Annotated in this window: 3 protein-coding genes; all 3 read left to right on the top strand. The window is 69.2% G+C overall.

Features of this window, described 5'->3' with window-relative positions; translation table 11 throughout:
- On the top strand, window positions 1–997 hold a 997-nt coding region (locus tag QZ609_RS26450), incomplete at its 5' end, for an NAD(P)/FAD-dependent oxidoreductase (RefSeq protein WP_295501471.1).
- A 100-nt stretch (window positions 998–1,097) separates the two neighbouring features.
- Window positions 1,098–1,496, top strand: a complete 399-nt coding sequence (locus QZ609_RS26445) for a hypothetical protein (protein WP_295501468.1) — start codon at window positions 1,098–1,100, stop codon at window positions 1,494–1,496.
- A gap of 52 nt (window positions 1,497–1,548) precedes the next feature.
- Window positions 1,549–2,413: tRNA (N6-isopentenyl adenosine(37)-C2)-methylthiotransferase MiaB (miaB, locus tag QZ609_RS26440; protein WP_295501466.1), on the top strand; the 865-nt coding region annotated here is incomplete at its 3' end.

The following is a 2,413-nucleotide window of genomic DNA, read 5'->3' as shown; positions in this document are numbered from 1 at the left end:
CCAGCCTTCCATCGCCATCGTCGGAGCCGGCATTGCCGGTGTTGCCTGTGCCAACGCGCTTGCCGCGGAGGGGATCGCCGCCACCGTCTACGAGCGCAGTGGCGGCGTAGGCGGGCGGCTGGCGACGACGGTGCTGCCGGAAGGCGCGCCGGCCTACGCCTTTGACCACGGCGCGCAGTCGTTCAACGTGCGTACGGAAGCCTTCCGCCGCGCGGTCGATGCCGCCCGTCGCCAGGGCACGGTGCTGCCGTGGCCGGCGCGCTGGGGCCACCGCACGGCCAGCGGCCTGGTGGCCGACACGCGCGACGAGGCGCGTTACGTCGGCCTGCCCGGCATGGGCGCGCTGGTGCGCAGCCTGGCCACGCCGCTGGATGTGCGCTTCGGCCACGCCGTCACACGCGTAGCGCACGAAGGCAAGCGCTGGACGCTCACGCGCGATGGCGCTGACACCGTGCACGCCGACATCGTCGCCCTGGCCCTGCCCGCGCCCGAGCTGCCGGCACTGTTCAACGGCGCGGCCGCGCCGGCCGCACTGCAGGACACCATCGCTCCGGTCCGCTACGCGCCGTGCTGGGCATTGATGATGGGCTTTGCACAGCCGCTGGACGTACCGTACGACGGCATCCGCATCGACGACGACATGCTCGCCTGGGCCGCACGCGACAACGCCAAGCCGGGCCGGGTGATGGTCGACGAATCATGGGTCGTGCACGCCTCGCCGGGCTGGTCGGCCGCCCATGCCGGCGACACGCCCGAGCAAGCCCTGCACGCCATGCACGCCCGCTTTGCCGAGGCCTTCCCCGGCACGCCGGAGCCGACCCTGATGGCCGCCCACCTGTGGCCGCACGCGCTGGTGGAACAATCGGCCGGCACGCCCTGCCACTGGGACGCCGCCGCCCGCCTGGGCGCCTGCGGCGATTGGTGCGAAGGCCCGCGCGTGGAGGCCGCCTTCCTCAGCGGTGTGGCGCTGGCCGCCAAGATCGCCGAGACGCTGTAGGGAAACGCCACCCCGCGCCCCAGGGCGTTACAATTGCGGGTTGTCTCGTGTTTCGTGTGCCGGGTCGCTCACCCGGCGGTGGCTTTCTCCTGACGACGCCATGCGCACCCGACGTCAAGTCCTCGCACTCGCCTTTGCCGCCGTGGCGGCATCGGTTCCGCTGCTGTCCGCCCACGCGCAGGTGCTGCGCAACATTCCGGCGACGGCCCCAGCCGCCCAGTTGGCCGTCACCTCGGTCAACACGGGCACGCTGAGCACCGGCGGCGGCCTGATCAGCTTCCTGCTGTTCGGCTTCGGGACCACCAGCGCCGATATCCGCTTCGCACCGGGCGTGCGGATCCTGTCGCTGGATGGGCGCCTGCTGCCGCCGGGCTCGGTGGTCGGGCAGACGTTCAAGGTCCGCTACCAGCTCGACCTGTACCAGCAGTTGTTGACCGCCTGGGTCGTCAGCGACGACGACTACAAGGCCGCAGCGGCCGCGCAGTCGAAGTCTCAGTAGTCAAGACGCCCCACGAAACACGTGCCCCCAGGTCAACCACTGCGAACGGCACATGAAAAAAGTCTTCATCAAAACCTACGGCTGCCAGATGAACGAGTACGACTCGGACAAGATGTCCGACGTGCTCAATGCGGCTGAAGGTCTCGTCCCCACCGACACGCCCGAAGATGCGGACGTGATCCTCTTCAACACGTGCTCCGTGCGCGAGAAGGCGCAGGAGAAAGTGTTCTCCGAACTCGGCCGCATGAAAGCGCTCAAGGCGCTCAAGCCGGACCTCGTGGTCGGCGTCGGCGGCTGCGTGGCCAGCCAGGAAGGGGCCTCCATCGTGGCGCGCGCGCCGTACGTGGACGTGGTGTTCGGGCCGCAGACGCTGCACCGCCTGCCGGAGCTGATCGAGGCGCGCCGCCGCACCGGCCGCTCGCAGGTCGACGTGTCCTTCCCCGAGATCGAGAAGTTCGACCACCTGCCGCCCGCGCGCGTGGAAGGCCCGTCGGCGTTCGTGTCGATCATGGAAGGCTGCTCGAAGTACTGCAGCTACTGCGTGGTGCCCTACACCCGCGGCGAAGAGGTCTCGCGCCCGTTCGAGGACGTGCTGGCCGAGGTAGCCGGCCTGGCCGAACAGGGCGTGCGTGAAGTCACGCTGCTGGGCCAGAACGTCAACGCCTACATCGGCAAGATGGGCGACACCAGCGAGCGTGCCGATTTCGCCCTGCTGCTCGAATACGTGGCCGAGATCCCGGGCATCGAGCGCATCCGCTATACGACCAGCCACCCGAAGGAATTCACCGCGCGCCTGATCGAGGCCTACGCCACCAACGCTAAGCTGGTCAACCACCTGCACCTGCCCGTGCAGCACGGCTCCGACCGCATCCTGATGGCGATGAAGCGCGGCTACACGGTGCTCGAATACAAGAGCA

It is taken from the genome of uncultured Ralstonia sp., from assembly GCA_913056305.1.
Lineage (GTDB): Bacteria > Pseudomonadota > Gammaproteobacteria > Burkholderiales > Burkholderiaceae > Ralstonia.
This window is presented reverse-complemented; position numbering and strand designations above follow the sequence as displayed.

What these genes read in the sequence shown, in the direction of transcription:
- QZ609_RS26445 (WP_295501468.1), top strand. Translation starts at nt 1,098, where the DNA reads ATGCGCACCCGACGTCAAGTCCTCGCACTCGCCTTTGCCGCCGTGGCG.